We start from the raw sequence: 23,921 nt of genomic DNA, 5'->3' as shown, positions 1-23,921 counted from the left end.
GCGAAACGGGCTTCCGGACAATGATCGCCACGCCGAGACTGGGCCCTGCCACGCCGCCGAGAAGCCGAGGAGATCCATGCGCCTGCTCGTCGCCCTGACCCTGTCGCTGCTCACGCCGGCGCCCGCCGGAACCGCCGTTCCGGCGGCGGGCGGCACCGGCGTCGTCAGGTTCGTCAACGCGGGCACCGGCGACTGCCTGGACGCCAACAACGGCGCCGACGTCCGCTCCCTGGCCTGCAACCGGGAGGCGGGCAAGCCCGAGGACGGGTGGCAGCTCTGGCACGTCGAGGACATCTCCCGGGCCACAGGGGTGCCCGGGACGTTCATGATCCGGAACGACCACGAGAGGTACGACCGCCGATGCCTGACCGCTCGGGGGCCCAGGAAGCAGGACGCCCTCCTGACCCCCTGCGCGCCGGGCGACAGCGGGCAATGGTGGACGTTCGACGGCGCCAGGATCCTGGCCTACCGGTACGGCAAGGCCGCCCTCTACGACGAGGCGGGCACCCTGCACGTCCGCGTCGCCCGTGACGCCCGGCCCGGCGTGAACACCCGGTGGTGCCGGCGGGCCTGGCCCACCCAGAAGGCGTCCTGCGACGCCTGACGATCACAGCGAGAAGAGGATCCGTTGGGAAAGATGTTGATCGCGCTGACGATGACGGCCGCCGTCATGAGCGCCGCGCCGGCGGCCGCCACCACCGCGGCCCCCGCGTCCGCGGTGACAGAGGCCGCCGCGGCGGCCCAGGTGGTGGCGCCGCTCAAGCGCCTGACCGGCGACGCGCTCACCGGCCTGTCGCTCACGGTCGGGGCCGAACCGTACACCCAGCCCATGGAGGACGCGTTCGCGCTGACCACCCTGGACCAGGTGCTCAGCGGCGACGACCGGTCCCCGCTCCCGACGCCCGCCGGCGACCCGGCCTGCGCCTCGCGCATGCAGTCCTTCGGGCCGACGACGGGCGGCGTCGGCAGGGCGTTCTGCTGGGACGCCAAGCTGCAGGGCCTGACGGGCGAGACGGCCTGGGTGCCGCAGGGCCTGGCCACCTCCGGTGAGGCGAGGAACGACGCCGCTCCGGTGCCCACCTCGAAGGACGCGCTGATCACGAGCTGGTCCTGGCAGAACCCGCCCACCCACTCGCTGGCCAACTCGGTGCGGCTGTCGGTGGTGAACCTGAACGACATGCGTTACCGGACCGTCCTGCCGGTCTGGGTCCGTCCGGACGGGACCCTGAGCCGGATCTACGGGCACGGCGGCGGCCTGGCCTGGAGCGGCCCGTACCTGTTCATGGCCACCACCCCCGGCTGGCCCGACGGCACCGGCGCCCCGAGCGCCAAGCGCAGCGCCATCCGCGTGTTCGACACCCGCCGGATCTACCGCCATCAGACCAAGCTCGACGACTACCAGTACGTCATGCCGGAGGTGGCCAACTTCGTCAGCCCCGACCTGCACTTCGACTACATCTCGCTGGACCGGACGAGCACCGGCCGGCAGGCCCTCGTGGTGGGCGACTACCGGGCCACCTGGCTGAACGGCCAGCCCCAGCCGCTGAACGGCACCCGGATCGCGCGCTACGCCTTCCGCTCGGCCGAGACCGGCGACTACCGGCTCGACCTGACCCCGACGGCGGCCTGGGAGTCCACCACGCCCACGACGGCGGAGACCCACGCCATCAGCGACGTCCAGGGCGTCCAGCTCCACGACGGCCGGCTCTACGTCAACATGAGCGCCGGCAAGTTCGTCAACGTCCCGTACTCCAGGCGCTTCGCGTCGGTGGACCTGGCCTCCATGACGATGACGGCCCGTACGGACTGGGGCTACCGGCCGGAGGACCTGTCGCTGTGGTACTCGGGCACCGGGGGCGAGCTGTGGGGGCTGACCGAAGGCGAAGATCAGCGGGTCGTCTACTCGGTCGCGCTCGGCAACCTCGCGCCCTGATCTCCGCGCCCTCCCCGGCGGGCCCGAACGGACCAACCGTCCGCACGGGCCCGCCTCGGCCCCCTCCGGGAACGGCACCAGCCACGCCCCGGCCGCGCTCGCCTCCCGCATCAGGCCGCGCACTTCCGCGCCGCCCGCCCGCAGCGCATCCGGATCGGCGGGGTTCGCGGGCACCGTGCCCTGCGCAACCGCCAGCCGCAATGTCCTCTTCCTGCCGTTGACCATGTCGTGCACGGTCGCCCCCACGATTCCCGGCTCGATCGGCACGGTGAATGCACTTGCATGAATCGCCACTTACTCCTATGGTTGGTTTGAGCCAACCAACCAATTGCACGAGGAGGTCGGGGTGGCAGGAACGGCGGAGAACGGCGACGTCCGGGCGCGGGAGGCCACTGACCGGGTGGCCGCGGCGCTGGCCACCGTGGGCAACTGGATGTTCGCCCCGACCACGCGGCGGCGGATCATGGCCGCCTCCGGGCTGGAGTTGTCGCTGGGCGACTACACGCTGCTCGCGCAGATCTCCCTGCACGCCCCCGTGCGGTTGTCGGTGCTGGCCGAACTGATGGAGGTGGACAAGTCCACGCTCTCGCCCCCCGCCAAACGCCTGGAGTCGCGCGGGTTCATCGAGCGTCAGCCCGATCCGGACGACGCCCGGGCGAGGCTGGTGAGCGTCACGCGGGCGGGCAAGCTCGCCATCCGCGAACTCTGGAAGGCCCGGACGACCGCCGTCGCCGCGCTCATGGAGGGCTGGGCACCGTCCGACATCGAGCAGCTGGCCGACGGTCTCGCCGCCTTCGCGGAGGCGATCAAAAAGGGCGCATGACCCTGCGTCGCGGGCCGGACGAAGTGCGGCAGTCTCGCTGTTGCGCTGCGGACATCCGCCCACCAAGAGGCGCCGGACCCGGCCCCCTCCTTCCCTGAGTCCGGCACGGACTCCCCCAGACGCCCGAAGAGCCGTCACCGGCCTGGGCGAAACCCCGATTCAATCTCGAAAAGGAGCTGTTGAACGTGTCCACTTCCCCGAAGGTCTTCGTGGCCGGCGCGACCGGACTGCTCGGCCGCCACATCGTCAGCTCCCTTCTCGACCAGAACGCAGCCGTCCGCGTCCTGGTCCGGCCCGGCGCCGACGCGAACAGGCGGTCCGCGCTCGCGGCGCTGCGGTCGCGCGGCGTGGAGGTGACAGAGGGCGACGTCGCCGACCCGGCCGAGGCGCTGGCCGAGGCCGTCGGCGACGCCGACACCGTCGTCTCGGTCGTGCAAGGCGGCCCCGACGTGATCGTGGACGGCCAGGTCAACCTGGCGCGCGCCGCCGCGAAGGCCGGCGCCCGCCGGTTCATCCCCTCCGACTTCGCCATCGACCTGACCAGACTCGACGACGGCGACAACGTCATGACCGACTGGCGCCGCCGCGCCGCCACCGAGTACGCCGACGCCGGCCTTGAGGTGGTCTCCGTGCTCAACGGCGCGTTCTACGAGGTGATGGTCGGCTTCATGGGCCTGATCGACTGGCATCGGGGCACCCTGTCGCACTGGGGCGACCCCGATCAGCCGCTCGACCTGACCTCGGTGTCCGACACCGCCGCCTACACCGCCGCCGTCGCCCTGGATCAGCAGGCCACCGGCACGCTGCGATTCGCCGGTGACGTGCTGTCCATGCGGCAGTTCCACGAGGCCGTCCAGCGCGGCTCGGGCCGCACTCTGGAGCTGCGGCACCTCGGCACCGCCGACGACCTGCGCGCCGAGATCGAACGCCAGGCCGCCAGAACCCAGAACCCGTTCGACTACGTCGCCCTCCAGTACCAGTGGTGCATGGTGACAGGAAAGGGGAAGTTCGCCGTCCTCGACAACGACCGGTACCCCCAGATCACACCGACTCCGGTGACGGACTTCGTGCGCGCGACCGCACCGACGTCCTGAGTAAATATTCCGTCACTATGCGTGACAGGCGTCCAGAATGAGCCATGAGGTACTGATCAGCCCAGTGGCTCGCTCTCGCTGGACGGCCCTCCTGGGCGGATTCGTCATGCCCACGCCTTCTTCCTGGCACGTGATGCGCATCGAGCGTCAGGAGGCGAACAGTCCACGGAGGACACGATAAGACGCACAGCCCTTCTACGGCGTGCTGCCGTACCGGCGCTGGCTGCCGCGCTGCTGATGGGAGTCGGCTCGACGGCCCACGCGGCGGCCGGCGGCGACGGTGACGGAAAGGGCCCCTGCCCGCACGCCTGCCCGCCGGGACGGCCGGGCCCGCCCGGGCCGACCCAGCCGACCCAGATCGTCCGGACCCCGCACATGCTGACGCCCGGGCTCAACACGGGAAGCGCCACCTGCCCGGCGGGAACCGTCATCACGGGCGGCGGACTGGTGACGCCCCTCGGCGGCAACAACCTCACCGTCCAGGTGTACGAGTCCTTCCCGTCCGCCGAGAACGCCTGGACGGTGTCCTTCAACAACCCGGCGGGCACCACGGGCACCTACACGGTCTACGCCGTGTGCATCCCCGTGACCCCGGCCACCTGACGCCCACAGGCACGGTCACGCGACCAGGCGCAACCAACCCGCGGCGAGCGGGTGCGTGCCGTGCTCGCGGGCGAGCCAGCGCACGGCCTGGATCTTCGGATCCAGGCCGGCGCGCCACTCCTTCCGCTCCTGCTCGCCGACGCGTGCGGGGAAATCGGTTGAGCAAGGGGCGCATCGGTCAAGTGCGGCGCCGACCGCTCATCGGACGGCCGAACTCCACCTCTTCCGGTGACGGAATCGCCCCGGCGCAGGCCGGGCTGCGGCGATCGAACGCCGGGCGGCCCCACGTGTGCGGGAAGTGTGCCTCACACGCCCGTCAGCACCCGATCAAGTGCCGCCCGGCCCGCGGGTCCCCAGTTCGGCTTGCCGCCGGGCAGGCCCCGATCTCCGTTCTGCCCCATGAGCAGCAGGAACAGGCTCTTCATGGCGGCCAGCCCGCGGGCGCGCCGGATCGCCGCCTCGTCCGCACGTCCGTACGCGTCGAAGAAGCGGGCGGCCGTGCCCGCGGGGAGCAGCGTCCAGGCGGCGGCGAGGTCCCACGCCGGATCGCCGGCGAACAGGCAACCGAAGTCGACGATGCCCGAGAGCGTCCCGTCCGAGACGACGACGTTCGCGGGATGGAGATCGCCGTGCACCCACACCGGCGGGCCCTCCCACTCGGGGGCGGCGACCGCATCGGCCCACACGTCACGGACGGCGTCGACATCGCCGACGGCGTCGGGGGCGACGGCCTGCAGGAACCGCTCGAAGCCGCTCGTACACCTCCTGGGGTGAGCGCCGAGGTCCGAACCGGCGGGGGCCTCGGCGGGGGCCCGCACATGAAGCGCTCTGAGGAAGCCCGCCAGCGTGTCGGCCGCGTGGGCGCCCCTGCTGATCGAGCCGTGGTCCAGCGGCTCGCCGGGAACCCACGTCATCACGGTCCAGTGCTTGGGGAAGCGCCCGGACGGTTCGCCGAACCGCACAGGAGTCGGCACCGGCAGCGGCAGGCGCGGGGCCAGCACGGGTAGCCACCGCCGTTCCTTGAGCTGGAGCTCCGGGGTGGGGTCCATCCGCTGCATGCGCACGGCCAACTCGTCCCCGAGACGCCACATCTGGTTGCCCCAGCCACCCGCCACCTCCCGGATGGCCAGCCCGGCGAGGTCTGGATGTTGTTCCTGCAGCAAGTCACGGACCAGGTCGGCGGTGACGTCGATCTCGGTGTCGGTCATGGGACGTCACAGTAATCAAGCGGCAGGCCGCGCCGCGCGACGAGTGCCTCGAGGCCGCGGCGCACACCTGGCGCGTCCGGGAAACCGGGGCATCGGCCGGTCAGCACCCGCTCAGTCGATGCGCTGGCAGATCGTCACCGGCAGACGCGGCGACCAGGTGCGGGTGGCCTCGTCATAAGCCTGCGCGTAGCCGTTCTTGCCGCCGTAGCAGGGGGCGGCGATGGTCGTCTCCACGTAGATGGCGCCGCCGGGGGTGACGGGGTGGGTGCGCGCGACCACCCACCTGGAGAACTTGCTGACGCCGTTGTTGAACTTGACGGTCAGGAAGACGCGGTGGTCGACGGTGAAGTTGCCGCCCGCGACCTTGAGGTGGTTGTCGAAGGTGTAGGTGAACAGGAAGGAGCGCGCCTGCGCGAGATCCTGGACGTGGCTGGTGTTGTCGAGGTCGGAAGGCGAGGCCGTCGACGCGTTCGCGGCGCCGCTCATGGCCGGGACGGTCAGGGCGATGGTCGCGGCGGTGGCGGTCAGGCCGAACAGGGTGCGCAAGCTGCGGTTCATCGGAACCTCCTGTTGTATGCGGGCTTGACCACTATTGAGCGGCAGACCACCTGCAACGCGCTTTCAACCCTCCAGACGCGGCCCACACACCGCCCGCCCGGCCTTTCTGCCGGGGGACGGCTGTTCGTCATGCAGCAGAGTGGCCAAGATATCGGCGCAGGGCATGTCGTCCAGCTGGGACGAAGGGCCCTCGGTCGACCAGCTTCCACAGTTCCGGCTCCGTGAGCCAGGCGTGCCAACCGATCTCGGACGGGTCCGGGGCCAACGGCTCGGCGATCAAGGCCTCGTGCACCCCGAACCAGACAGGGCTGACCCCTGCCTGGCACAGGAACTTGAACAAGAACCGGACCGGGACGCCGACACCCAGTTCCTCGACCAGTTCGCGAACCGCCGCGTCCCCATACGATTCGCCTGCGCCCACGCCGCCGCCGACCAGCACGTCATAGTGGCCGGGAAAACGAACATGCTCCTCGGCCCGGCGCAGCACGAGGATCCGCCCCACCGGATCGCGGCAGATCGTCGTCGCGATCCGGTGCATCCACCGCCGGCGCACGGCCTCTGCGCGCTCCACGACGGCCAGCACGTGGTCCTGTTCGTCCACCCGCTCGACCAGCTCGCCCATGCGGCACACGGTCGCAGACGCCACTGACAATCCGTTCAAGGACGTGAGCCGGCCGGGCCGAGCCGTCAGCGGACGCTCGCTGACCGCTCGGCCGCCTGACTGTCCGTCCGGACGCCACTCGGCGTCCGGGCCGCGGTCAGCCACAGGCCGGTGAAGACGGCGCAGACCAGCGTCACGGCACCCGCCACGAGGAAGGCGCTGTTGAGGCCGGACTCGAACGAGGCACCGCCGGACTCCCGCAGGTGCACGATCGCACCGAGCACCGCCACGCCGAGCACCGCGCCGATCTGCCGGGTGGTGCTGCTGACGCCCGAGGCCAGGCCGCCCTCCTGCGGGCTGACCGCCTGGATCGCGGCCCCCGTCAGCGGCGACATGGTGAGCGCGAACCCGATGCCGACGACCGCCAGCCGCCACCACACGTTCCCGTAACCGGTGTCGGCGTGGACGAAGCCCAGCGCCAGCAGCCCCAGCCCGGCCAGCGCCAGGCCGACGCCGGCGACGACGCGGAAGCCGTACCTGGCCGCGAGCCGGCCCGCGTACGGGCTGACGACCACCATGGTCAGCGAGACCGGGAGGGTCTGCAGCCCGGCGACGAGGATCGAAGTGCCCTGGACGTACACGAAGAACTGGGAGAAGAAGAACGACGACCCCATGAGCGCGAACCCGACCACGACCATCGCCGTGTTGGACACCGTGAACAGCCGCTGACGGAACAGCCGCAGCGGCAGCATCGGCGTCGGCACCCGGCCCTCGACCACGATGAACGCGGCAAGGAGCGCCAGTCCGGCGGCGAAGCTGCCGAGGATCACCGGCGAGGTCCAGCCTCGGGAACCGCCCTCGATCAGGCCGTAGGTCACAGCGCCCACGCCCGCGGCGGACAGGACCGTGCCAGGGACGTCGATCGGCGGCGCGCCCGCGTTGCGGGACTCCCCCAGCACGCGCAGCCCGGCCACCAGCAGGACCGCCCCGATGGGCACGTTGACCAGGAAGATGGCGGGCCAGCCGAAGGACTCCACCAGGATCCCGCCCGCCAGCGGTCCGGCGGCCAGGCCGATGCCGCTGAACCCGGCCCACAACCCGATCGCCCTGACGCGCTCCTTCGGGCCGGGATACGCGGCGGCGAGCAGCGCCAGTGAGGCTGGGCTCAGCGCCGCGGCGCCGACGCCTTGCAGCACCCGTCCGGCGATCAGCCAGCCGAGCGAGGGCGCGAGCGCACACACCACCGAGGCCGCCGTGAACACCACCACCCCGGCCAGGAACACCCGCTTGCGGCCGAACCGGTCGGCGAAGACGCCGCCCGACAGCAGCAGCATGGCCACCAGCAGCACGTAGGCGTCGACGATCCACTGCAGGCCGGTCAGCCCGGTGTGAAGCCGCTGCTGCATGTCGGGCAGGGCGGCGCCGACGATCGTGTTGTCGAGCAGCACCATGAACTGACCTGCGCAGGTCAGGGTGAGCAACGCTCTCACGTACATCTCTCCTAAAAGCAGTTGGTGACTGCGTTAACGTAGACCCACTTGGGCTCTAACGCAAGTCCCAACTGCGTTAAGGTGGGACGCATGGATGAGCAGGGGCGGGCCAAGCGGCCCGGCGGGCGCAGCGCCCGGGTCCGCGCGGCAGTGCATCAAGCCGTCACCGAGCTGGTCAGGGAGCGCGGCTACGGACATTTCACGATCGGCGACATCGCGGCCCGTGCGGGCGTGGCCGACACCAGCCTCTACCGCCGGTGGGGCAACCTCCAGGCCCTGCTCAGCGATGTGCTGCTGACCCGGCTCAACGCGCAGTCGCCGATGCCTGACACCGGCAGCCTGGCCGGCGACCTGCGCACTCACGCCGCCAACGTGGCCCGCGAGGTCACCGGCCCCGACGGCCTGGCGCTGGTGCGGCTGACCCTCGCGCTGTCCGGCGAGGGTCAGCAGGGCCTTCAGGCGCGGGACGAGCTTCTGGCCGATCGCACCAGCCAGTTGCAGGCGGTGCTCGACCGCGCCCGCGACCGCGGCGAGAACCCGCCTGACGTGCTGGAGGTGCTGGACCATCTCCTGGCGCCGATCTACATGCGCGTCCTGTTCGGCGCGGGGCCGCTCACCCCCGACTACCTCGACGGGCTGGTGGACCGGCTGCTCGCCTGACCCGGTCCGCGGAACCGGCGGCCCAAGGAGCAATGCGTGAACCCCGGACATCCCCGAGTGCCGGCCCGCAGGCCCCCGCCCGAGTGACGCGCCGCCTCACCGTCAGCCGCCGCAAGAATGCATGAAGACTCTTCATGGATTCCGTCTCATCCACAAATCGTGCCCGCTACCTGCGCGACCGTGCGGCTCCTAGCGTCTACGGCATGAGAGCGATGGTTGCGGAACGCCTTGGCGAACCCGATGTCCTGACCCCCGCCGACCTTCCCGACCCGACGCCGGGCCCCGGCCAGATCCTCCTTGACGTCGAGGCCGCCGGTCTCAACTTCGCCGACGCCGAACGTCTGCGCGGCACCTACCTGCCGCCGCAACTGCCGTTCATCCCCGGCGGTGAGGTCGTCGGCCGGGCCCCGGACGGTCGCCGCATGCTGGCCTTCGCCGGCGCCGCCTTCGCCACCAAGGCGCTGGTGACGGATCCGGTCGAGATCCCCGAAGACCTTTCCGCAGGCGCCGCGCTCGCCCTGCTGGCCCAGGGCTTGACCGCCTGGCACCTGCTGCGTACCGCCGCGCGGGTCCGCCCCGGCGAGACCGTCGTCGTCAACGCCGCCGCCGGAGGCGTCGGGCACCTGGCGGTCCAGCTGGCCAAGGAGTTCGGCGCCGGACGAGTCGTCGGCACCGCCTCCACCCCCGGCAAACGTGCGCTGGTCCGCCGGCTCGGCGCCGACGCCGCCATCCCCGGCGACGCCGACGGCTACGCCGAGCGCGTCCGCGAAGCCAACGACGGCGGCCTCGCCGACGTGATCCTCGACGCCGTCGGCGGCCCCGTCCTCGAGGCAGCCGCCCATGCGCTGGCCCCCTTCGGCCGCCTGATCGCCTACGGCACCTCCGGCGGGATCGACGCCGCCCCCATTGACCCCGGGATCCTGAGCGAGCGCAACATCACCGTCGGCGGCTACTGGCTGGGCGCCCACCTGCGCCTTCCCGGCAGCCGTGCCGCCGAGCCGCTGCACGACCTGCTCGCCCTGGCCGCCTCGGGACGCGTCCACCCCGTGGTGGGCGCCGAATACCCGCTCGACGAGGCCGCCACCGCCCTCACCGCCCTGACCACCCGCCGCACCACCGGCAAGGTCATCCTCCGCATGACGTAGCCGCCATCAGCCATTCGCGCCCGTTCGACGCGGCGGGCGGTGATGCGTTACAGCAAGCCACGAACGTGCACGCCCGGGGTACGCGTGGGAGAACGGGACCCGGTGCCCCACTATGGGACACTGGTGTCAGTCAGGTCGCGTCAGCCTTCCTCCCATGAGCACGACGATGGAGAGGACGGCCATGCAGATCAGGCCGCAGGCGATGGTCATCCCGAAGGAGACCGACCACCTGGAACAGGGCAAGTACGGGCCCGTCTTCCCGCGCAGCCCCGCCTGCTACGGATTCACCGTCATCGCCAGGGTCAAGCCCGGCCGCGCCGACGCCATCCGGGGCTACGGCCACACGCTCGCCGAGGCGCTGAAGGACGATCCCGACCTGCTGGCCCCCCTGAAGCTGCACTACCTGCGCTGGGTGCTGTTCGACGACGACACCCGCTTCATGTACCAGGGGATCTTCGACACCGACTTCGACAAGTACACCGAAGACGCCATCGCGCTGTTCACCAGGGCGGGGGTGAACACGGTCTTCGAGAACCTCGAAGGTTTCCCCGAGGACTGGAAGACCAACCCGGAGGCGTTCGTCAGGTTCGTCCGCGAGCACCACTGCCCGAGCTTCATCGAGTACGGCGAGTACCCGTACGTCACCGCCGACGAGATCAAGAAGGCTCTGCGGATCAAGAGCGCTCTGTCGGACATGCTCGACCAGCTGCAGTGACGGCCACGGACGGCGCAGGAGATCAGATGAGTGAGCCGAAGACGGCGCGCACCTACAACCAGAACCACGTGCCGCGCCCGTACGCCCCCGGCCGGCGGCGGGTGAGCGTCTACGTCGCATGGAGCTATCCGGCCGAGGCGGGCCGGGACGTCACCGGGCTGGACAACCGGTTCTCCACGATGACCGAGGTGCGCCGCGTGCAGTGGCCCGCCTACGAGGACCCGCAGTGGTCCGACCCGCTGCGTTTCCAGCAGGGCATCGCGGGCGGCCTGGAGCTGTTCTTCTGGGGCTGGCTGCCCTTCCAGCGGTTCGTCCAGGAGGCCACCGGATATCAGGTGCCGGTCTACCAGCGCGTGGATCAGGCCGGGTTCCACACCCCGCTGGACGAGCGGGTGCTGGCCGACACCGACACGCTGTTCGTGTGGGGACTGGACCACATGATCACGGCACAGGAGGCCACGGCCGCCGAGATCGAGGCGGTACGCGACTTCCTCACCCGCGAAGGGACCTGCCTGGCCCTGGGGCCCCATCATGACGTCGGCGCTACGGACGACCTGGCGATGCGCGACGTCGAGTACCACCATCACGGCGACGCGCTCGTGCCCCGCCAGCAGCGCTTCGGCCGGTACACCCGGTCGCTGATGGCGGGGCTGGGGCTGCCGGTGGAGAACCGGTACGGGCTGCGTCCCGCCGTGATGGGAACGGGGCAGAACGCCCCGCTGTCCATCGCCAGGGACCTGGACACCAAGGGATGGCTGGAGGGGGTGTCCCACTTCAACTTCCACATGCACCTCCCCCACTACGCCGTCACCACCGACGACCCCGACGCCGTCCGGGTGCTGGGCCGGCAGCCGATCGACCTGACCAGGCCGACGCACCCGTTCGTCGAGGCGGGGAACACCGAGTTCAACATGTTCCTGTGGCTGCCTCCGCGCGGCGACCGGGCCGGGGACGTGATCTTCGCCGACTCCACGATCTTCAGCTCGCTGTTCGGCATCGACGACAGCCTGCGCGCCTTCTGGAACAACCTCCTCAGAGCCACGTGAGCGGGATCCGGTGAACGAACGCCTTCCGGCCGTGCTCGACCTGGACGACATCCAGCGCGGCGTCCTCAGCCCGCGGCCGACCCCGTACGCGGCGACCTACGTCCTGTTCCGCGTGGACGACCGCGGACAGGGCCGGGAGCTGATGCGGCGGCTGAGCGCGGTGGTGACCTCGGCCGCCGACTCCGCGAGCCCGCTGGGGGACACCTGGGTCAGCGTCGCGCTCACCTACCAGGGTCTCAAGGCCCTCGGGGTGCCCCAGGCGTCGCTGGACACGTTCGCGTGGGAGTTCCGGCAGGGCATGGCGGCGCGTGCCGCCGCGCTGGGCGACACCGGCGACAGCGGCCCGGCCCGCTGGGAGCCGCCGCTCGGCACGTCCGACGCGCATGTGCTGCTGGTGGCGCTCGCGCCCGACGACGGGCGGCTGGAGGCCGCCCTCGACAGCGCCCGCCCGGCCTATGAGGCCCTTCCCGGCGTGACGGCGATCTGGCGGCAGAACTGTCACGCCCTGCCCACCGAGACCGAGCCCTTCGGCTACCGCGACGGCATCAGCCATCCCGCCATCGAGGGCAGCGGCGTCGCCGGTTCCAACCCGCTGGAGGTGCCGCTCAAGGCGGGCGAGTTCGTGCTCGGCTACCCCGACGAGCTCGGCGGCACCCAGGCGCCGCAACCCGACGTGCTCGGACGCAACGGCACCTACGTGGCCTTCCGCAAGCTGCACCAGCGGGTCGCGCTGTTCCGGCGCTACCTCAAGGACAACGCCACGAGCCCGCAGGACGAGGAACTGCTGGCCGCGAAGATCATGGGTCGCTGGCGCAGCGGCGCGCCGCTGGCCCTCTGCCCGGACCACGACGACCCGGTCCTCGGCGCCGACGACGCACGCCGCAACGCCTTCCTCTACCAGCGGGACGACCCGGCGGGTTACGTCACCCCCGGCGGCTGCCACATCCGCCGGGCCAACCCTCGTGACGCGGCGGTGGCCGGCGTCCCGAGGCTGCACCGCATGATCAGACGTGGCACCGTCTACGGGCCGCCGCTGCCCGACGGCGTGCTTGACGACGACGGCGCCGACCGGGGGCTGATGTTCGCCTTCGTCGGAGCCCACCTCGGCCGGCAGTTCGAGTTCGTCCAGACCGAATGGATGAACGACGGCGTCTTCTTCGGCGCGGGCCCGGCCAGGGACCCTCTCACCGGTTCCGCCGACGGCTCCAGCGATTTCACCATTCCCCGGCGTCCCGTACGGCGGCGCCTGTGCTCCCTGCCCCGATTCGTCGTCACGCGTGGCGGCGAGTACTGCTTCATGCCGAGCCTGAGCGCATTGCGCTGGCTCGGCGACCTCACCGGGTGAGGGTGATGGCACCGCTCCGGGCCGATGATCGGAGGTGTTGGTGAACACCCTGCATCTGCTGCTCAACGCCGTCACCGTCATCTTCATCGCGGCCACCATGTTCGCCGCCGGGCTCGGCACGACCTTGCCGGACCTGCGCGCCGTCCTCGTTGACGGCCCGCTGCTCGCCCTGGTGCTCCTGACCAACCTGCTCGTCCTGCCGCTGCTCGGCTGGGGCGTCGCCGCGCTGTTCGGCCTGCCGGTGCCGGCGTTCGTCGCGCTGCTGCTGATCGCCTCCTCACCCGGCGGGCCGTTCGGCGCCAAACTCGGCATGGTGCAGCACGGTGACGTGGCCGCAGGAGCGGCGATGCAGGTCCTGCTGGCCGCCATCGGCAGCATCACCTTCGGCCCGACGGCGAACATCCTTCTCAACGCGGCCGACGTGGGCGGCGGGCTCTCCCTGGACGTCGCGACCCTGATGCTGACCGTGGCGGTCCTGCAGCTCGTTCCGTTCGCCGTCGGCCTGATCATGCGCCATCACGCGCCATCCGCAGCACGAGCATGGCATCCTGCGGCCGCGACCGTCTCGAACGTGACGTTCCTGGCCGTGCTGGCGGGCATGCTCGTCGGCAACTGGCGCGACGTCGTCGCGCTGATCACCTCACGCAGCCTGCTGGCGGGTTTCCTCCTGGCCGCCGCCGCCTTCGTGCTCGGTACGGTCCTGGCCACCGGAACATGGCCACGCCGCACCACCATGGGCGGCGTCGCGGCCGTACGCAACGCCGGGCCGGCACTCGCCGCCGTCGGCATCGCCTTCGGCGACGAGCCGGCCGTTCTGGGCGCGCTCGCGGCCGTCCTGCTCAGCGGCCTGGCCGCGGCCCTGCCGATCGCCGCGGTGCTGAGCCGCCGCCGGGACGACTCCACGACATGACCCCTCCCCCGCCCAGCACCAGCCCCGCCAAGGGGCACGTGTTCTCCGTTACCGGTTCTGAGCCTGGGCACAGCACGGCAACGTACGCGAACGCTCAGCCGCGGACGGCCAGTCGCAGGACGGCCTGGATGTGATCAGGGTCGGCGGGCACGTTGTCGAGGAGGATCGCGGTGCACAGCCCGTCGGAGGCCGCGACGAGGGCGGCGACGGCGGCGGGGTCGTCGGTCAGCGTGGTGGCGAGTTCGGCGATGTTCTGCCGCCAGCGTCGTGCCACGGGACGCAGTGCGGGACGGCGGGCGGCCAGGGTCGCCAGCTCGCGTTCGGCCAGGGCGCGTTCGCGTCCGGAGCCGGCGGACTCGGCGATGAGGTGGGCCAGGCCGCTGAGCTTGTCGCCGGGGGTGTCGATGATGTCGCGGATGCGGGCGGTGTAGGCGTCGGCGACCGTCGTGAGGGCGGCCACCAGCAGGTCGTCGAGGGTGGCGAAGTAGTAGGTGCTCAGGGACGTCGTGATGCCGGCCTGTTTGGCGACCGTGCGATGGGTGACGCCGGCCGCGCCGTCGCGGGTGACCACGGCGAGGGTGGCCTCGATGATCTCCGCGCGTCGTCTCTCGCCACGCGCGCGGCGTCCGTCGACGTGCTCGCTGTCCTCGGCGGGGTCGTCCTTGCTGCTCCTCGGCACGGGCCCCAGGATAGTCGGACCATCGTTCAAACGCCGGTGTCGCGGTTCTGCGCCGCCCCGAGCGCGGGCTGGTGACGCAGCATCGCGAGGCACAGCGCCGTGGCGGCGGCGGTGGCGATCCCCGCGACCAGGGAGGCGACGTTGAGCCCGGTGGTGAAGGCGTGCCGGGCCGCCTCGACGGTCCCCTGCGGCAGGCTGTCGGCGATCGCCACGGTCGCGTTCAGGCTGTCGGTGAGGAGGCCGGAGCTCTCCGGCGCCAGACCTTCGGGCACCGTCACCTGAGCACGGTAGACGGCGGTGGTGAGGCTGCCGAGCAGGGCGACGCCGATGGCGATGCCGAGTTCCTGGACCGTCTCGGAGATCGACGCCGCCGACCCCGACCGCGCGGCCGGCACCGCGCCCACCACCATGTCGGTGCCCAGCGCGGCGAGGGCGCCCAGCCCGAGATAGACGAACGTGAAGCCGGCCGTCACCGGCACCTCGTCGTCGAGCCCCGCGGTGGCGAGCAGCGCGTAACCGGCGAGGGACGCCCCGAGGGCGGCGCCCATGACCGAGCCGGGACGGAAGCGCCGGGCGACCAGCGGGGCGCCGATGGCGGCGGCGAACATGGCCAGCGCCGGCGGTCCCATCCAGAGCCCCGCGTCGAAGGGGGTGAGCCCTTCGACGAGCTGGAGGTACTGCGTGACCAGGTACATCGAACCGCCGGCCCCGGCCAGGCCGATGAGCAGCACGCCCGAGGCCACGACGAAGGCCCGGTCGCCGAACAGCGTCACGTCCAGCAGCGGATCGGGCAGGCGGCGTTGGCGGCGGACGAACACGATCGCGGCCGAAACGCCCGCCACGGCACAGACGAGGGCCGGCCCGCCGGGGCCGTCGGAGGCGAGGTGCTTGACGGCGTAGACGACCGGCAGGATTGCCGCCAGGGACAGGCCCACGCTGATCAGGTCGAGCCGGCCGCCGGACGGGGCCGCGTACTCGGGAAGCAGGGCGCGCGCCCCGGCCAGGACGACGACGGCGACGGGCACCGCCACCAGGAACGGCGCTCCCCACCAGAAGGAGTCCACCAGGGTTCCGCCCACGATCGGCCCGGCGGCCATGCCGAGCGCGAACATCGTGGCCCAGACCCCGATCGCGACCGCGCGCTGCCGCGCGTCGGGGAACATGTTCGAGATCAGCGACAGCGTGGACGGCATGAGCGTCGCCCCGGCCACCCCCAGCAGGGCGCGCGCGAGGATCAGCAGCTCGGCCGTGGGGGCGAACGCGGCGAGCACCGAGAGCGCCGCGAAGGCGACCATCCCGGCCTGCAGCAACCGGCGCCGTCCGATCCGATCGCCCAGGGTGCCCATGGTGATGAGGAACCCGGCGACGAGGAACCCGTAGGCGTCCATGATCCACAGCAGTTGGCCGGCTGACGGTGACAGGTCGGCCGCCATGCTCGGCGCCACCAGGTACAGGACGGTGACGTCCAGCCCCAGCAGCACCGTCGGCATGGCCAGCAGCCCCAGGCCCGCCCACTGGCGCGCCCCTGCCCGCGTGAACTGTTGCCGCGTCATCAGATCTCCCTCGCTCTCATCATGTTGAACGCTAGTACAACTTGTACGTGCGTTCAACATGATGGGCACGGCGGGCCGGTCGGAAGGTCTGGCGGAACCGGAGTCAGCTATCGCCGTGCGCGCCGGTGAGGGTGGCGCCGATCTCCGCCATCCGCTCGGCCGCGTACCCGGGGTCGATCAACGCCTCGGGGGTGTGCAGGCCGGGCGGCACGGGACCGCCGCGCAGGCCGAGCAGTCGTTCGACGCCGAGGGCGACGCCGAGCGCCGTCAGGGGGCGCTGCCCCTCCGGATGGAAGAGGTAACGGCTCGTCCTGAGCGGCGCGCCCGCGCGGTCCACGCCTTCGAGGTCGATCCTGACCTCCGCGGAGGCCGGCCCGCCGCGCCGCCTGCCCGCCGACTCACCGACCGCGAACGCGAAACGCACGTCGGACGCGCCCGTCGCGAGGGCCAGGCTCGGCACGTCGAGGATGGGGACGACCTGGCCGGGCAGCACGGCGCCGTCGATGCCGGTGACCGCCACCTCCGCGTCGGGGCCGGCGATCCACCGGAAGACGCCGTCGCGGCGAACGTGCCCCGCCGAGACGGCGGCCAGCAGGCGTTCCATGTCCGCCACGGCCGCGGGGCCGCCGCTGTCCTGTTCGTCCAGCACGCCGCCGACCTCGATGGCGTCGAGCCGGCCGAACTCCCTGGCGAGGCCGAGCACCGCGAGGACGACGAGCCCCGCGTACCAGTGGCTGGCCAGGAGGACCGGCGCCGCGCCGGCCCGCAGGCCGGCGGCGACAACCTCGGGGCCGATGTCGACCAGGCCGCTGGAGATGCTGAGGTACGGCAGGCCGCGGTCCTGCGCGTAACGCAGCCCGTTCAGGTGGCTGTCCCACACCGTCGCCACGACCGCCGAGTAGCGGCCGGTCTCCCGGAGGCCCAGGTCGCCTCGCCGCAGATCGATGGTCGCGGCCGTCGCGCCGCCGAGCTCGCCCGCGACCCGTCTGGCGCGGCCGAGATCGCGGCCGGCGATCGTCAGCGGCAGCTCCGGGTACCAGCGGCGCAGCAGGGTGGCGGTCCCCACGCCCGCCTGGCCGGATCCACCCATGATCAGTACGGAGTGCTCCACGGTGACGTCCTTCCGCTAACCTACATTCTGTAAGTTACATTTTGTAGCTTAAGCTGTGAGGCGACGCAAGGGAGGACGATGACCACGGGATCGACTCGCCTGTCCAAGCCGGCCAGGCGGGAGCAGTTGCTCGACACCGCCATGACGATCGTGCGCGCCCACGGCACCGACGGCCTCACGCTGCTCAGCCTGGCCGAGGCCGCCGGGGTGAGCAGGCCGGTCGTCTACGACCATTTCGGCACCCGTCCCGGGCTGCTGATCGCGCTCTACCGGCGGCTCGACGAACGGCACCGGGCCGCCTCGGAGCAGGCTCTGCGTGACGCCCCGGCCGTCCCCCGCGAGATCGCGCGCGTCCTGAGCGCCGCCTACTTCGCCTGCGCCGCCGACATGCCGGAGTGGACCGCCGTCTCGGCCGCGCTCAAGGGCAGCCAGGAGATGGAGGCGATCGAGCGCGAGCTGCTCGACGCCTACACGGACCTGATGGTCACCGCCCTGCGGCCGCACTCCGGGCTCCCGCGGGAAGACCTCCGGCTTCGCTGCGTCGGCGTGCTGGGCGCGGCCGAGGCGATCGCCGCGGAGCTGAACCGGGGGCGCGCCACCGTCGCCACGGCCATCGCGGCGCTGACGGACCTGATCGTCGGCAGCATCGACGCCGCAGCCCCCAGGAGCCGTACGAGATGAACTGTCGGCCGTTCGGCCGATGCGGCCGGTCCGAAAGGCCGATGGCGGGGGCCGGCGGGCCGGAGACGATCTAGATCATGAAATGGACCCCTCTCGTCACGGGCTTGGCGCTGATCGCGGTGGCGATCCCGGCGGCCCCCGCTTCCGCGACCGGCGAAGCGACCCGAGCAGCAGGCGTGACCAGTACGGACGCGATCGACTGGCGAGCCTGCGGGAAGGAGCCAGGAGCCGAGTGCGGCACCCTCGCCGTGCCGGTGGACTGGGCGAAGCCGGACGGGCCGCAGCTCTCGCTGAACATGACGCGACGCAAGGCCACCGGACAACGGATCGGAGCGCTGTTCTACAACCCCGGCGGACCCGGGACGGGTGCGGCCGACCTGGTGCGGGATTGGGCGCCGTACTACTTCTCCGAGGAGCTGCGCGAGCGGTTCGACATCGTCGGGATCGATCCGCGCGGGGTCGGCGGCAGCGAGCAGATCCAATGCGGGAAGGCGGTGCACGATCCGGCCGTCACGCAGTTCCCCGAGACGCGGCAGGAGTACGACCGGCTCGTCGCGCACAACCGGGCCGTGGGCGAGAGCTGCGGGCCGTTGATCCGGCACATGGACACCGGGAGCGTGGCGCGGGACTTCGACGCCGTGCGGGCCGCGCTGGGCGAGGAGCAGATCAGCTACCTGGGACGGTCCTACGGAAGCATGCTCGGCACCGAGTACGCGCGACGGTTCCCCGGCCGGGTGCGGGCGATGGCCCTGGACGGGATCGTCGATCACGGGATGAGCTCGCGCCAGATGGTGCGCGATGCCGCGACGGCGGTGGAGGACGGGTTCGGCAGGTTCGCCGGTTGGTGCGAGCGGACGCAGGAATGTGTGCTGCACGGCCGGTCCGTACCGCAGGTGTGGGATGCGCTGGTGCGCAGGGCGGAGGAGAGGCCGATCCCGGTCACCGGCGGACGTCCGCTGACGGCGGACGAACTGCGCTACGTCGCGTACGCGATGCTCACGATGGCCCCCGACTTCAACGGCGGCCTGGCCCGGGGCATCGTCCAGGCGGAGCAGGGCGATGCGGTGCTCTTCGGGCAGATGCGGGCCGAGGCGCTGGACCACCCCGCGACGACCTCGGCCTACCGGGCGGTCCTCTGCCAGGACATCACCCCTGGGATCAACGGATTCACGCAGCTCAGGGCGCGGGCGCGGGATGTCGTCCGGAGGGCCCCGCACATGCGCGGGACGTCGGAGTTCTGGGACATGACGACCGGGTGCGTGGGGTGGCCCGTGCCGCCGTCCAATCCGCAGCGGCCGGTGCGCATCACCCAGGCGCCGCCCGTTCTGCTGGTCGGCAACACGCATGATCCCGCCACGCCGCTCGCCTGGGCCAAGAGCCTGGCCAGGGGCATCAAGGGGGCCCAGGTGCTGACCTATGACGGCGACGGGCACACCTCGTACCTGCGTAACGCCTGCGCGACCGGGAGCGTCGACCGCTACCTGATCTCCGGGACGCTCCCCGTGCCCGGCACGGTCTGCCGCTGAACTCCGCGGGCTCCCGGCTCGCTCGGGCTCCCTGACGGTGACGTGCGATGAGTTTCCGGCCGCCGTGTCGTACCAGTCTCGTAGACCCGTACGCGACGAAGGGAACGAGCGGCACGATGGCCGACCACATCGAAGTGAACGGCGTGCGCACCTGGTACGACGAGCGCGGCGCCGGAGACCCGCTGGCGCTCCTGCACGGGGGCCTGACCGACAGCCGGAACTTCACCGGCAACCTGGACGCGCTGGCCGAACGGTTCCGGCTCCTGCTTCCCGAGCGCCGGGGCCACGGCCACACGCCCGACGTGCCGGGGCCGTTCTCGATGGAGGCCTTCGCGGACGACACCGCGGCGTTCATCGGCGTGACGGTCGGCGGTCCCGTGCGGCTGGCCGGATACAGCGCCGGGGCGATGGTGGCGCTGTGGACCGCCGTGCGCCATCCGCACCTCGTCGAACGGCTCGTCCTGATCAGTGGCGGTTTCCACCCGGACGGGATGATCCTGCGGCCGAGCACCGACGCGCCGCCTCCGCCGCCGCTGCTCTCCGCCTACGCCGAGGTGTCGCCGGACGGGGCCGGCCACTTCCCCGTCGTGATCGCCAAGGCGGCCCGGTCGGTCACCGAGGACCGGCCGCTGACCCCCGACGACCTGGCCGCCGTCACCTGCCCCACGTTGGTCATGTCCGCCGACGACGACATCATCACCCTGGAGCTGTACCGGATGCTGCCCGCGGCGCAGCTGGCCGTCGTGCCGCAGACCTCGCACCTGCTGCTGCACGAAAGGCCCGAGCTGTGCGTCCGGCTGGTCGGCGACTTCCTGACCAGCGCCCCGGCTTCCACCTGGATGCCGATCCGGCGCGCCGCCGGCCAGCCGTACTGACCAAACAGGTCGGCGCTCACACCCCACCGAAACGCGCGAACGGCGATCTGCCTGGCACGTGGGCCTGCGGACAAGTGCCCACAGGTGTACCCAGTCACCACTAAGGGTAATGGTTAGCTACAGAGAGTTACCAAAGGAAGGATCTCCCCCATGAGACCACGCCCTCTCGCCGGCAGCCTCCTCCTGGCGACCGCGCTCCTGACCGCAACCGCATCACCCGCGGCAGCACAGGACGCCTCCATCACCCTGAACTCCGTCACCGCGCCAGGCAGCCCCACCAGAACCGCCATCATGAACGTCACCTACACCTGCACTGACATTCAGCTGGCCAGAGTCGTCGGCACCCTGTGGTTCAGCTGGGGCTCTCCCAACGGCGGTACCGACGAGGTCGTCTGCGACGGCCGGCGCCACAACGAGAACCTCACCATCAACGCAACCTTCAATACCTTCCAGCGCGGCGACCAGGTGGACGCCAGCGCCACCTTCGTCGGCATCATGCCGCCCTTCAATGACGAGGACAGCCGCAGCATCACCATCCGCTGAAGGCCCCCGGCCACCGCCCGGCCCCTCCAGCACAGGTATCGGGAGCCCGGGCCCCGCCGATCACCACCGCCTGGCCGGTGGGACGACGCCCCGCCCGTCGGCCTACCCGCCGAAGGGCTGTCCGTACGGGACGTCGGCCAGGTCCAGGAAGGCGCGTACGGCGGGCCCGCAGTCGCTCGGCGACAGGACGGCCAGGGCGAGCGTCCGGGTGAGGCGCGGTTCGAGCGGCCTGGTCGTGACTGGTCCGAGCTGGGCCGGCAGGCCGAGCGTGGGCACGATGCTGACCCCCAGGCCGGCGGCCACCATTTCGAGGATGGCCGACTGGCCGCCCGCCTCGTAGGCGACGTCGAGCTGGGCGCCGGCCTGGCGTGCCGCCTCGGTGATGAGCGGACGGCAGCCCGCCGTGGTGAGGATGAACGGCTGCCCGGTCAGGTCGGTGATGTGGACGGTCTCCTGCCCGGCCAGGCGATGGCCGGCCGGCACCACGGCGACCATCTCGTGCGTGCTGATCGGGATCGTGTGCAGGCCGGGAGCCGGGAGCGTGACCACGCCGACCTCGGCCGCGCCCCTGCGCAGCCAGCCGCGGACGTCGTCGTCGGCCCCCTCGAACAGGCGTACCTGGACCTGGGGGTGGCGATCGGTGAAGGTCCGCAACCGGGGGGCGATGAGAGTGCCGGTGGCACTGGGCAGGCTGGCCAGCCGGAGCGGCCCGGTGACCTGACCGGCGGCGGCTGCCACCTCCGCGCGGATCAGGTCGAAGTGGCGCAGGGCCTCGCGGGCGCGAAGGTGGGCGCGCCGCCCGGCCTCGGTGAGGGCGATGCCGTCGCTGTGACGGACGAACAGGGGGGCGCCGAGCTCGCGTTCGAGACTGGCGACGGCGCGGCTGACAGCCGGCTGGGACATGCCGAGCAGGTCCGCCGCCGCGGTGAACCCGCCTTGCTCGGCCACCGCGATCAGCGCTCGGAGCTGCGTCAACGTCATGGGGCCATACCCTAAGTGGTATTTGACCGGCATTGCCGCATTCCCCGATGGTTATGGCCATGTCCACACGCATGACGATCGACGTCGACGGCCGTACGGCCAGCTATCTGACGGCGGGCGAGCACGGCCCGCAGGTCCTGTTGCTCCACGGCACGTATTGGAGCCGCGTCTGGCTGCCGGTGCTCGACGACCTGGCCGCGGCCGGGTTGCGGCCGGTGGCGGTCGACCTGCCCGGCCTGGGCCGCTCGGAAGGGGAGCTGACGCTGGAGACGGCCACCGTGCCCGCGCTGGCCGCCTGGGTGGTGCGCTTCGCGGCGGCGCTCGGCATGGACGCGCCCGCGGGCGTGGCCGGGCACGACATCGGCGGCGCGGTCGCCCAGCATCTGCTGGTCGGCGGCGAGCTGACGGTTCCCCGGCTGGCGCTGGTCAACTCGGTGAGCTACGACTCCTGGCCGGTGCCCGGCGTGGCGCGCTACCGCGACCCCGCCGTGGTCGCCGCCACCACCGTGGAGGACCTGCTCGCCGCCCGGCGCGTGGCCGTCACCACCGCCCTGGCCCGGCCCGTCGCCGAAGGCGAGGTGGACGACTATCTCGACCCGTGGCGCGAAGCACGCGTGGGGCGGTCCTGGATGGCGCTGGCCGGCGCCGCCGACAGCCGCTACACCCTCGACCTCATGCCCGCCCTGCTCGCCTGTGACGCGCCGAAGCTGCTGGTGTGGGGCGAGGACGACACCTTCCAGCAGGTCGGCTACGCCCAGCGGTTCGCCGGCGAGGTGCCGAACACGACGCTGGTGCGGGTCGCCGAGGCCGGTCACATCCCCATGGAGAACGACCCCGCGCTGGTCGCCCGCACGCTGGCCAGGTTCTTCCTGGCTTGACGGGCCTCGCCCCTCCGGCGCGGTCATGACGCGTCCGAGGGGCGGTCAGGCGCCCGACCAGAGGGCGGTGAGCAGCGCGTTCAGCCGCTCCGGCGCCTCGACGTGCGGGTAGTGGGCGCTGCCCGGCACCTGCTCGTGCCGGGCGCCGATCCGCTCGGCCGTGACCCGTGCGCACGCCATGAGAGGGACGCCCCCGCGCTCCCGGTACGGCCCGGGCGCGCCCTCCCAGGTGCCCGAGACGACCAGTTTGGGGAAGGACGCCGCCCGCAGCGCCGGCAGCGGGAGGCCCGCCTCCCAGCAGACGCGTTCGCGCAGCGCCGTGGCGGCCGCGCGCAACCGCCGATCCCCCGTGCCGGGCTCGGGCATGCCGGTCGAGCCGGCGGCGGCGCGCAGCCACTCTTCGGGCGTCAGGTCGGGAAGGTCGGCGTAGGCGGCGCGGTTGGCGCGCAGCGCCTCGGCCACAGCGGGGTGGTCGGCGGCCGCCTGGTAGCCGCCCGGCTCGATCAAGGTGAGCGAGCGCACCGCCTCGGGCCGGCGCGCCGCCGCGATCATGGCTCCGACGGCGCCGTAGGAGTGGCCGACCAGGTGCGCGCCCGCGCCGAGGAGTTCGGCGACGTCGTCGGCGTCGGCCAGGTAGTCGCCGGGGAACCTGTCCCCGGCGTCCGGGCTGCCGCCGTAGCCCCGGCGGTCCATCAGCAGCAGCCGGAACCGGCCGGCCAGCGGGCGTTGCGCCGCGAACCCGTACACCGGGTCGTCGCCCCAGCTCGTGGAGCCGTGGACGAAGACCGCCGGCGGCCCGGACTCGGGACCGAGCGCGGTCACGTGCACGTCGCCCGGCAGCGGGCCGTTCGCGCGGAACATCAGTGCGGGGGTGGACATCCGACTCCTCCTTGAACAGCGTTCAATGCTCTTGAACGTTGTATAAGGGAATGGAAGGCGACGTCAAGGCGGGTAGGGTGATCG

The 23,921-nt window shown here is 71.8% G+C and carries 25 protein-coding genes; 16 read left to right on the top strand and 9 right to left on the bottom strand.

Features of this window, described 5'->3' with window-relative positions:
• Positions 1-76 precede the first annotated feature (76 nt).
• The 5 genes from AB0J71_RS35895 (at position 77) to AB0J71_RS35875 (ending at position 4,453) form a co-directional block, all read left to right on the top strand.
• On the top strand, positions 77-604 hold the full coding sequence (locus AB0J71_RS35895) for a ricin-type beta-trefoil lectin domain protein (RefSeq protein WP_364418358.1): 528 nt from the start codon (positions 77-79) through the stop codon (positions 602-604).
• Between the two features lie 33 nt (positions 605-637).
• Entirely contained in the window at positions 638-1,933 is a 1,296-nt protein-coding gene (locus AB0J71_RS35890; protein WP_364390204.1) for a hypothetical protein, read from the top strand.
• A gap of 346 nt (positions 1,934-2,279) precedes the next feature.
• On the top strand, positions 2,280-2,756 hold the full coding sequence (locus tag AB0J71_RS35885; RefSeq protein WP_364390202.1) for a MarR family transcriptional regulator: 477 nt from the start codon (positions 2,280-2,282) through the stop codon (positions 2,754-2,756).
• A 185-nt stretch (positions 2,757-2,941) separates the two neighbouring features.
• On the top strand, positions 2,942-3,850 hold the full coding sequence (locus AB0J71_RS35880) for an NmrA family NAD(P)-binding protein (protein ID WP_364418356.1): 909 nt from the start codon (positions 2,942-2,944) through the stop codon (positions 3,848-3,850).
• 237 nt (positions 3,851-4,087) lie between these two features.
• A complete protein-coding gene (locus AB0J71_RS35875; RefSeq protein WP_364418354.1) occupies positions 4,088-4,453 on the top strand; it encodes a hypothetical protein in 366 nt (121 codons plus the stop codon).
• A 305-nt stretch (positions 4,454-4,758) separates the two neighbouring features.
• Here the strand turns inward: AB0J71_RS35875 and AB0J71_RS35870 are convergent, their stop codons facing one another.
• The 4 genes from AB0J71_RS35870 to AB0J71_RS35855 all read right to left on the bottom strand — a co-directional run bounded on the left by AB0J71_RS35870 (position 4,759) and on the right by AB0J71_RS35855 (position 8,310).
• Positions 4,759-5,661 (bottom strand): aminoglycoside phosphotransferase family protein, encoded by a 903-nt coding sequence (locus AB0J71_RS35870; RefSeq protein ID WP_364418352.1) that lies wholly within the window; start codon positions 5,659-5,661, stop codon positions 4,759-4,761.
• Between the two features lie 111 nt (positions 5,662-5,772).
• Positions 5,773-6,219: a hypothetical protein gene (locus AB0J71_RS35865; RefSeq protein ID WP_352327584.1), complete on the bottom strand. Its 447-nt coding sequence runs from the start codon at positions 6,217-6,219 to the stop codon at positions 5,773-5,775.
• A gap of 127 nt (positions 6,220-6,346) precedes the next feature.
• Positions 6,347-6,841 carry an NUDIX domain-containing protein gene (locus AB0J71_RS35860; RefSeq protein ID WP_352327583.1) on the bottom strand — a complete coding sequence of 165 codons (495 nt, stop codon included), beginning with the start codon at positions 6,839-6,841 and terminating at the stop codon, positions 6,347-6,349.
• 65 nt (positions 6,842-6,906) lie between these two features.
• A complete protein-coding gene (locus tag AB0J71_RS35855; RefSeq protein ID WP_352327582.1) occupies positions 6,907-8,310 on the bottom strand; it encodes an MFS transporter in 1,404 nt (467 codons plus the stop codon).
• Between the two features lie 90 nt (positions 8,311-8,400).
• Between AB0J71_RS35855 and AB0J71_RS35850 the strand changes: the two genes are divergently transcribed.
• The 6 genes from AB0J71_RS35850 to AB0J71_RS35825 all read left to right on the top strand — a co-directional run bounded on the left by AB0J71_RS35850 (position 8,401) and on the right by AB0J71_RS35825 (position 14,131).
• Positions 8,401-8,970, top strand: a complete 570-nt coding sequence (locus AB0J71_RS35850; protein WP_352327581.1) for a TetR/AcrR family transcriptional regulator — start codon at positions 8,401-8,403, stop codon at positions 8,968-8,970.
• A 203-nt stretch (positions 8,971-9,173) separates the two neighbouring features.
• The gene (locus AB0J71_RS35845; RefSeq protein ID WP_364418351.1) at positions 9,174-10,115 is read left to right on the top strand and encodes a zinc-binding dehydrogenase; all 942 of its coding nucleotides are present in this window, start codon (positions 9,174-9,176) and stop codon (positions 10,113-10,115) included.
• Between the two features lie 154 nt (positions 10,116-10,269).
• On the top strand, positions 10,270-10,830 hold the full coding sequence (locus tag AB0J71_RS35840) for a hypothetical protein (RefSeq protein ID WP_352327579.1): 561 nt from the start codon (positions 10,270-10,272) through the stop codon (positions 10,828-10,830).
• A 26-nt stretch (positions 10,831-10,856) separates the two neighbouring features.
• On the top strand, positions 10,857-11,876 hold the full coding sequence (locus tag AB0J71_RS35835) for a hypothetical protein (RefSeq protein ID WP_352327578.1): 1,020 nt from the start codon (positions 10,857-10,859) through the stop codon (positions 11,874-11,876).
• A 10-nt stretch (positions 11,877-11,886) separates the two neighbouring features.
• On the top strand, positions 11,887-13,221 hold the full coding sequence (locus AB0J71_RS35830) for a Dyp-type peroxidase (protein ID WP_364418349.1): 1,335 nt from the start codon (positions 11,887-11,889) through the stop codon (positions 13,219-13,221).
• Positions 13,222-13,261: 40 nt separating this feature from the next.
• On the top strand, positions 13,262-14,131 hold the full coding sequence (locus AB0J71_RS35825) for a bile acid:sodium symporter (protein WP_352327576.1): 870 nt from the start codon (positions 13,262-13,264) through the stop codon (positions 14,129-14,131).
• A 94-nt stretch (positions 14,132-14,225) separates the two neighbouring features.
• On the opposite strand, the gene AB0J71_RS35820 is transcribed toward AB0J71_RS35825, so the two are convergent.
• The 3 genes from AB0J71_RS35820 to AB0J71_RS35810 all read right to left on the bottom strand — a co-directional run bounded on the left by AB0J71_RS35820 (position 14,226) and on the right by AB0J71_RS35810 (position 17,474).
• Positions 14,226-14,810 (bottom strand): TetR family transcriptional regulator, encoded by a 585-nt coding sequence (locus AB0J71_RS35820; protein ID WP_352327575.1) that lies wholly within the window; start codon positions 14,808-14,810, stop codon positions 14,226-14,228.
• 26 nt (positions 14,811-14,836) lie between these two features.
• Entirely contained in the window at positions 14,837-16,363 is a 1,527-nt protein-coding gene (locus tag AB0J71_RS35815) for an MFS transporter (RefSeq protein ID WP_364418347.1), read from the bottom strand.
• 103 nt (positions 16,364-16,466) lie between these two features.
• Positions 16,467-17,474 (bottom strand): hypothetical protein, encoded by a 1,008-nt coding sequence (locus tag AB0J71_RS35810; protein WP_364418345.1) that lies wholly within the window; start codon positions 17,472-17,474, stop codon positions 16,467-16,469.
• 78 nt (positions 17,475-17,552) lie between these two features.
• Between AB0J71_RS35810 and AB0J71_RS35805 the strand changes: the two genes are divergently transcribed.
• The 4 genes from AB0J71_RS35805 (at position 17,553) to AB0J71_RS35790 (ending at position 21,099) form a co-directional block, all read left to right on the top strand.
• A complete protein-coding gene (locus AB0J71_RS35805) occupies positions 17,553-18,155 on the top strand; it encodes a TetR/AcrR family transcriptional regulator (protein ID WP_352325389.1) in 603 nt (200 codons plus the stop codon).
• 77 nt (positions 18,156-18,232) lie between these two features.
• On the top strand, positions 18,233-19,681 hold the full coding sequence (locus AB0J71_RS35800) for an alpha/beta hydrolase (protein WP_364418343.1): 1,449 nt from the start codon (positions 18,233-18,235) through the stop codon (positions 19,679-19,681).
• A gap of 116 nt (positions 19,682-19,797) precedes the next feature.
• Complete coding sequence (locus AB0J71_RS35795; RefSeq protein WP_364418341.1) at positions 19,798-20,556, top strand: alpha/beta hydrolase; 759 nt, start codon at positions 19,798-19,800, stop codon at positions 20,554-20,556.
• A gap of 150 nt (positions 20,557-20,706) precedes the next feature.
• A complete protein-coding gene (locus AB0J71_RS35790; protein WP_364390192.1) occupies positions 20,707-21,099 on the top strand; it encodes a hypothetical protein in 393 nt (130 codons plus the stop codon).
• 102 nt (positions 21,100-21,201) lie between these two features.
• Here AB0J71_RS35790 and AB0J71_RS35785 read toward each other — a convergent pair whose 3' ends face one another.
• Positions 21,202-22,080 carry a LysR family transcriptional regulator gene (locus tag AB0J71_RS35785; protein ID WP_352325393.1) on the bottom strand — a complete coding sequence of 293 codons (879 nt, stop codon included), beginning with the start codon at positions 22,078-22,080 and terminating at the stop codon, positions 21,202-21,204.
• A 59-nt stretch (positions 22,081-22,139) separates the two neighbouring features.
• On the opposite strand from AB0J71_RS35785, the gene AB0J71_RS35780 reads away from it, so the two are divergent.
• Complete coding sequence (locus AB0J71_RS35780) at positions 22,140-22,958, top strand: alpha/beta fold hydrolase (RefSeq protein WP_364418339.1); 819 nt, start codon at positions 22,140-22,142, stop codon at positions 22,956-22,958.
• Between the two features lie 45 nt (positions 22,959-23,003).
• Here the strand turns inward: AB0J71_RS35780 and AB0J71_RS35775 are convergent, their stop codons facing one another.
• A complete protein-coding gene (locus AB0J71_RS35775) occupies positions 23,004-23,837 on the bottom strand; it encodes an alpha/beta hydrolase (protein WP_364418337.1) in 834 nt (277 codons plus the stop codon).
• Positions 23,838-23,921: the final 84 nt, after the last annotated feature.

It is taken from the genome of Nonomuraea sp. NPDC049637, from assembly GCF_040675235.1.
Classification (GTDB): Bacteria; Actinomycetota; Actinomycetes; order Streptosporangiales; family Streptosporangiaceae; genus Nonomuraea.
The sequence above is the reverse complement of the archived record's forward strand: the minus strand, read 5'-3'. Positions and strand labels throughout refer to the sequence as shown.

Coding starts and splice junctions, on each gene's coding strand:
- AB0J71_RS35895 (WP_364418358.1), top strand. CDS start 77: ATGCGCCTGCTCGTCGCCCTGACCCTGTCGCTGCTCACGCCGGCGCCC.
- AB0J71_RS35890 (WP_364390204.1), top strand. CDS start 638: ATGTTGATCGCGCTGACGATGACGGCCGCCGTCATGAGCGCCGCGCCG.
- AB0J71_RS35875 (WP_364418354.1), top strand. CDS start 4,088: ATGGGAGTCGGCTCGACGGCCCACGCGGCGGCCGGCGGCGACGGTGAC.
- AB0J71_RS35870 (WP_364418352.1), bottom strand. CDS start 5,661: ATGACCGACACCGAGATCGACGTCACCGCCGACCTGGTCCGTGACTTG.
- AB0J71_RS35865 (WP_352327584.1), bottom strand. CDS start 6,219: ATGAACCGCAGCTTGCGCACCCTGTTCGGCCTGACCGCCACCGCCGCG.
- AB0J71_RS35860 (WP_352327583.1), bottom strand. CDS start 6,841: ATGGGCGAGCTGGTCGAGCGGGTGGACGAACAGGACCACGTGCTGGCC.
- AB0J71_RS35850 (WP_352327581.1), top strand. CDS start 8,401: ATGGATGAGCAGGGGCGGGCCAAGCGGCCCGGCGGGCGCAGCGCCCGG.
- AB0J71_RS35845 (WP_364418351.1), top strand. CDS start 9,174: ATGAGAGCGATGGTTGCGGAACGCCTTGGCGAACCCGATGTCCTGACC.
- AB0J71_RS35840 (WP_352327579.1), top strand. CDS start 10,270: ATGAGCACGACGATGGAGAGGACGGCCATGCAGATCAGGCCGCAGGCG.
- AB0J71_RS35835 (WP_352327578.1), top strand. CDS start 10,857: ATGAGTGAGCCGAAGACGGCGCGCACCTACAACCAGAACCACGTGCCG.
- AB0J71_RS35815 (WP_364418347.1), bottom strand. CDS start 16,363: ATGACGCGGCAACAGTTCACGCGGGCAGGGGCGCGCCAGTGGGCGGGC.
- AB0J71_RS35805 (WP_352325389.1), top strand. CDS start 17,553: ATGACCACGGGATCGACTCGCCTGTCCAAGCCGGCCAGGCGGGAGCAG.
- AB0J71_RS35800 (WP_364418343.1), top strand. CDS start 18,233: ATGAAATGGACCCCTCTCGTCACGGGCTTGGCGCTGATCGCGGTGGCG.
- AB0J71_RS35795 (WP_364418341.1), top strand. CDS start 19,798: ATGGCCGACCACATCGAAGTGAACGGCGTGCGCACCTGGTACGACGAG.
- AB0J71_RS35790 (WP_364390192.1), top strand. CDS start 20,707: ATGAGACCACGCCCTCTCGCCGGCAGCCTCCTCCTGGCGACCGCGCTC.
- AB0J71_RS35785 (WP_352325393.1), bottom strand. CDS start 22,080: ATGACGTTGACGCAGCTCCGAGCGCTGATCGCGGTGGCCGAGCAAGGC.
- AB0J71_RS35780 (WP_364418339.1), top strand. CDS start 22,140: ATGTCCACACGCATGACGATCGACGTCGACGGCCGTACGGCCAGCTAT.
- AB0J71_RS35775 (WP_364418337.1), bottom strand. CDS start 23,837: ATGTCCACCCCCGCACTGATGTTCCGCGCGAACGGCCCGCTGCCGGGC.